This window comes from Micromonospora sp. NPDC047740 (assembly GCF_043204735.1).
Lineage (GTDB): Bacteria > Actinomycetota > Actinomycetes > Mycobacteriales > Micromonosporaceae > Micromonospora.
Window position 1 is genome coordinate 1 of sequence record NZ_JBIDCT010000044.1, and the last position, 5152, is coordinate 5152.

5 protein-coding genes are annotated in these 5152 nt (G+C 67.2%); 2 read left to right on the forward strand and 3 right to left on the reverse strand.

Translation table 11 applies throughout. The features are described 5' to 3' along the window. Together ACGF4F_RS37205 and ACGF4F_RS37210 are read left to right on the forward strand one after the other, a co-directional pair. A partial coding sequence (locus ACGF4F_RS37205; protein ID WP_393085203.1) for an MMPL family transporter occupies nucleotides 1-267 on the forward strand: 267 nt, incomplete at its 5' end. 137 nt (nucleotides 268-404) lie between these two features. Next, nucleotides 405-965, forward strand: a complete 561-nt coding sequence (locus ACGF4F_RS37210) for a hypothetical protein (RefSeq protein ID WP_393085206.1) — start codon at nucleotides 405-407, stop codon at nucleotides 963-965. A 79-nt stretch (nucleotides 966-1044) separates the two neighbouring features. Here the strand turns inward: ACGF4F_RS37210 and ACGF4F_RS37215 are convergent, their stop codons facing one another. The 3 genes from ACGF4F_RS37215 to ACGF4F_RS37225 form a co-directional block, all read right to left on the reverse strand. Further along, on the reverse strand, nucleotides 1045-3072 hold the full coding sequence (locus ACGF4F_RS37215; protein ID WP_393085209.1) for a BTAD domain-containing putative transcriptional regulator: 2028 nt from the start codon (nucleotides 3070-3072) through the stop codon (nucleotides 1045-1047). A 95-nt stretch (nucleotides 3073-3167) separates the two neighbouring features. Next, a complete protein-coding gene (locus ACGF4F_RS37220) occupies nucleotides 3168-3590 on the reverse strand; it encodes a hypothetical protein (protein WP_393085212.1) in 423 nt (140 codons plus the stop codon). Between the two features lie 507 nt (nucleotides 3591-4097). Then, the gene (locus ACGF4F_RS37225; RefSeq protein WP_393085215.1) at nucleotides 4098-4589 is read right to left on the reverse strand and encodes a hypothetical protein; all 492 of its coding nucleotides are present in this window, start codon (nucleotides 4587-4589) and stop codon (nucleotides 4098-4100) included. Between the last annotated feature and the right edge of the window lie 563 nt (nucleotides 4590-5152).

Below are 5152 nucleotides of genomic sequence, written 5' to 3' on the forward strand. Positions count from 1 at the left end.
GTGACCGGCGGGGTAATCACCAGCGCCGGCGTGGTCCTCGCCGCCACGTTCGGCGCGCTGAGCGTCCTGCCGCTGGTGCCGTCCGTCCAGACGGCTGTGATCATCGGCGTCGGGGTGCTGCTCGACACGTTCCTGGTCCGCAGCCTGCTCGTCCCGGCGCTGGCGCTGCACGTCGGCCGCCGCACCTGGTGGCCGAGCGCCCTGGCCCGACCGGCACCTCGGCCGGTCGCGGCCCCGGCGGTCGAACGGGTACCGGCGGTGTCATAAGCACCGGAAACGTGCACCGAGTCGGCCGTACCGCAGAGGTACGGCCGGCTCCGGCACGAACCCTGCGCCGCACCGGGCGGGTGCGGCTCTCCTAGCCAGTGCGCTACTTGACCAAGACGTGTCCCGCTCGGTTGCGCATGCTGACGAAACAGGCTGCGTACATGTCGGATACAGGCTCGGCTGGCATCGTCACCACCGGGTCGATCCGTGACGGTCGGCCCGCCGGAACCCGCATGAACCGAGGACAAAGCATGAAAACCAGAACGGCTAAGTCGTTGGCCGCCGCGTTCGTCGCGTTGACCGCTGCCGTGGTCGCGGTGCCTGGTCAGGCACAGGCCGCCCCGCTTGCCGATCCGCACTACTGGATGTACACCGACGACGACAACCCGGGTGGCCGGGTCGACTTCTGGCCCAACGGCGACATCGTTCAGCTTTGCGACCTCCAGGCCGACGGCGCACGTGCCGAACTCAACATCTACGACGCCACCGCGGGCGGCGTGTTCAAGTACCACCTGGAAGCGTCAGGAAACGGCTCGTGCAGCACGGGCAGGGCCTCCCTCGGTGCACCGTTCGACCTGGCGGAAGGCCACTGCTTCAGGTTCAATATCTCGCTGACAGACAACGGTCAGGTCGTCAACCCGAGCTTCGACCAGGCACATTGGCGGAACTACAACGACGCCACGGCCAACTGCGGATAGTCGGCTCGCATCGGGTCGCACAGCCGGATCACCGGCCCAGCCGGTGTAGTTGCTGGCTGCGAGCTCCCCAGCCAATTCGTCAAGGGCCGCGTTCGGCGGCGAGCGCCACGGCCTCGAGCATGGCGACGCGTTCGTCGTCGAACCAGGCCAGTGGGTCGCCGATCAGCCGCCGGGTGAGTGCCTCCGGCGGCTTCCGCCGCGGCGCGGTTCCCGGCGTCGGCCGGAACAGCCCGGGCGGCAGCCCGTCGGCGGCCTGCTCGGCGAGATGCAGCATCGTGGCCAAGTACCTGGTGAGGGCAGCCTCACGCTCGTCCCTGGGATACGCCGCCGCAGCCTCAGCGGCGTATGCACGCAGCAGGTCGGGCAACCGGTACCGGGGTTGTCCGAGCGTGTCGATGCCGGTAAGGCGGATCAGGTTGGCGTCAAGGAGAACCTCGAGAATTTCGTCGGTATCACGCCGGTCCAGCAAGGGATCCAGCACCCAGCCCGGCCACGACTGCGCGCCGAGCAGGCCGATCATCGCGAAAGCCCGCACCGCGTCAGCTGGTAACGCGCGCAGGCTCCGGTCGAAGCTTGCGCGCACGTCGAGATCGCCCATGCGTAGTGCGTCGAGTCGTCGCCACTCGTCCTCCAGCCGTTCGCGCAGCACGCGCAGCGGCCACCGGGCTCGCCCGGCCAGTTTGCCGCCGACAATCCGGATCGCCAGCGGCAGATAGCCGCACGCCCGCACGATCGCGTCGGCGTGGCCGGGTTCGGCTTTCACCCGGTCGCGGCCCACAATCCTGGTGAACATCCGGTTGGCTTCCGCTGGTGACAGCACGTCGAGGTCGACGTGCCGGGCACCAGGCAGGTCCCCAAGCTGTCGTCGGGTGGTGACTATGACGGCGCATCGGCCGGCCGGCGGCAGCAGCGGCCGCAGTTGACCGCTGTCCGCGGCGTCGTCAAGCAGGAGCAGCATGCTGCGTCTGGCCAGCAATGAGCGGTACAGCGACGCTCGCGCTGGCAGGGTCGAGGGGATCCACGCTTCCGAAACGCCGAGCGCGCTCAGGACTTCGGCCAGCATGACGGCCGGATCTCTCGGCTGGTCTGAGGTTCCGGCGAGGTCGAGGTAGACCTGGCCGTCCGGGAACCGCGCACTCGCGGTGTGCGCGGCGCGTACGGCCAGGCTCGACTTGCCAACTCCCGGCCCGCCGGCGACGACCACTATCGGCGGCGATCCGTCGTCCCGATGCGAGGCCAGTGTGTCCACTGCGCAGGCCAACTGCTCGGCACGGCCGGTGAAGTCGGGTATGTCGGCGGGAAGCTGGTGCACCGGCACAGCCGCGCCGTGAATCAGTCGTACGCTGGGTTGCGCGGCCGTGGCGGCGAGCGTGGGGTCGCTGCGTAGGATCCGTTCGTACAGCTGCCGCACCGGCTCGCCGGGGTCGATACCGAGTTCGTCGGCAAGCGCGGCCCGGAGTTCGGCGTATACGGTGAGCGCTTCGGCTTGCCTGCCGGCGCGGCACAGGGCAAGCATCTGCAGTTCGCGCAGTCGTTCGCGCCATGGATGCCGCGTGATCAGGTCGGCGAGTTCGGCCACCACGGCCGCATGGTCACCGCGTTCGAGCCGTGCCTGCGCCAGGTCCTCCACTGCGGCAGTCCGCATCTCGGCCAGGCGCTGCACTTCGGCCTGCACCGGCGGAACTGCGGGCACGTCCTCGAATGCCGTGCCCCGCCACAGACCAAGAGCCTGGCTCAACGCGTCGACCGCTGCATCTGCGTCACCCGCGCCCAGCGCCGCCCGGCCACGTTCAGCCAGCGCTGTGAACTGGCCGAGGTCGGTGTCCTGCGTTGCGACGCACAGCCGGTATCCGGGGGGCTGGGTGACGAGCCGGTCCGCGCCGAGCAGGCGGCGAAGCCGGGCCGCGTACCCGTGGATCTGGTTGCCCACGGTCTGCGGCGGGCGCTCGCCCCACAGGCACTCCGCCATCCGGTCCTGCGCCACCACCCGATTCGCCTCAACGAGCAGCACCGCCAGCATCAGCCGCAATTTGCTGGCGCCCAGCCGCCGCCATTCAGTGTTGTCGAGAACCTCAAGCGGGCCGAGAACTCGAAACTGCACGCCCACCCCTACATACCCATGACTGACTGCTCACCGACGTGGATCCGGGCAAGGGCGTCCCGGAGGCCGTTTTGACGGCTGCCGGGACGCCCTGATGACGGTCAGTTATTGGCGAAGGGGAACAAATATCCTTTGTATATGACAGACGTGCTGACCCGGTAGCCGCCGTAGACGGTTTTGGAACTGTCCTCGGTCCAGTCAAAGTTGCACTCGGCCCAGGTGTCGTATCCATGGGGGTTGCGACAATACCGGTGCCTGATATCGCCCGTGCTGGAGGTGACTACCCCAACCGCCGAGTGCGTGTCGGCTTGGCCGTCCTTGACGTAAACTTTGTCACCGTAGTACAGGATGCAGACCTCCGTGTGGTGCATGTCCGCGCTCGCCTTCGCGCATTTGTCGCTTGGCACAAATTTGACCTCGACGCCGGTCTGGCAACTCACATCCGCGCGGGAGCATTCGGCGTACCAATCCTCTGCGGCCACGGCCGGCGTCGGCGCGGCGAACACCACGGCCGCCGCGGTCACGAGAGCGAGGGCACCCCCAACCGCGCGCCGAGATCGCGCGAGCCCCTCCCGAACCGTCGTCATGTGTCTCAAGAACTGCATCCTCTCTGGATCTGATGCGACCTTCATCCGCACAGCGAGCACGTTATGAGGCGGCATCTTGCCGGAGCTACCGTGCACGGTGCTCAGATTCCTCGTCGGGTTGTGCACGGTGCCCGCTCACGGCGCGCGGAGGGCGTGGACGAGGTCGTTGATGCCCGACCCGGTCGTCAGCAGGTCGTGGTTGAGCGAGCGGTCCGCGACGTGCAGGTGCGCGCTGGCCGGGTCGGTGGTTTCCACCGGCCAGCGGTTGCGGGTACGGACTCACAAATGGACTTTGCCCCGATCAGGTTGACCACGGCTCGCGAGGATCAAGTTGTTCAGGCGCCAGCCATGCTCACCGCGAGCCGTGGCCGCCGATCACATCGGACGGTCTGACGATCGCCCGCTCAAACCGCGACGACCGGCTAGAAGACGTATGAAGCGGCCCTAGCCGTTGGAGAACGACCACAGCCGGGTCATCGACTCCGAGTCGGAGTCAATACGAACCCCGCCGTAGACAATCTTCGTGGTGTCTTCCACCCAGTCAAAGTTGCACTTGGCCCACGTGCCGGATCCATGGGGGTTACGGCAGTACCGCACACTGACAGATCCTGCATCGGGCGTGGCGACTGCCCCCATTGCCGAATTGCCGTCGGTGCTGCCGTCATACACATAGACGATGTCGCCAGCGAATTTGATGCAGACAATCGTGTCGTGGGTGGATTCCTGGTAGCACTTATCATAGTCAGGCCCGCCTACCTCGACTCCGGTCTGGCACGAAATATCTGACCTGGAGCAGTGGTCGTAGTAGTTGTCGTCGGCCCAGCTCGCTGACGGAAAGCCGAACACCGCGGTGCCGACGGCAACAGCGCCCACTGCGAGACGAGATACTGTTCTGCGTCCGGGGGTGGACGGGTTGAGCCGGTTCTTCATGGACATGGTGCTCCTTCTCTTACCACTCTGGCCTGGCCCTTGTGGGCAGGCGGCGAACGCCGAGGGGAATTGGGGACGTCCGGCCGCCGCCGGTCATCCGACCTCGGCGAGCGAGACGCCGAGGACCGCGCCGGTCGATGAGGTTGCCGTCGTCGTACGCAACAGTGCGGGTGTGCCCGGACGGTCGGCGGCGCTAGGCGCGACTTGTGGGGCGAGCCAGGTGCCGTTGGCCCGCGGTGAGCAGTCCCGGGTACGAGGCCTGCAGCAACCGGCGGATCATCGCCTACGACGGGCGCCGATCCGGTGCGATGCCTACTCCGGCCCAGATTAGGTTGACCACGGCTCGCGAGGATCAAGTCGACCAGACGCCAACGGTGCTCACCGCGAGCCGTGGTCACCATTCACATCGGACGTCCTGACGATCGTCCGTTCAAGCGGGACGACCAGCTAAAGGACGTGCCCAAGCGGCCCTAGTACTCCAGCCGGGGATCGTGATCACGGCTCGATAAGGGCTTGTCGGGCGTAATGGCTGTTCATGGCGCGGGCTTGGTGGCGGCGTCGGCGGATCG

Coding starts and splice junctions, on each gene's coding strand:
- ACGF4F_RS37225 (WP_393085215.1), bottom strand. CDS start 4,589: ATGTCCATGAAGAACCGGCTCAACCCGTCCACCCCCGGACGCAGAACA.
- ACGF4F_RS37210 (WP_393085206.1), top strand. CDS start 405: ATGCTGACGAAACAGGCTGCGTACATGTCGGATACAGGCTCGGCTGGC.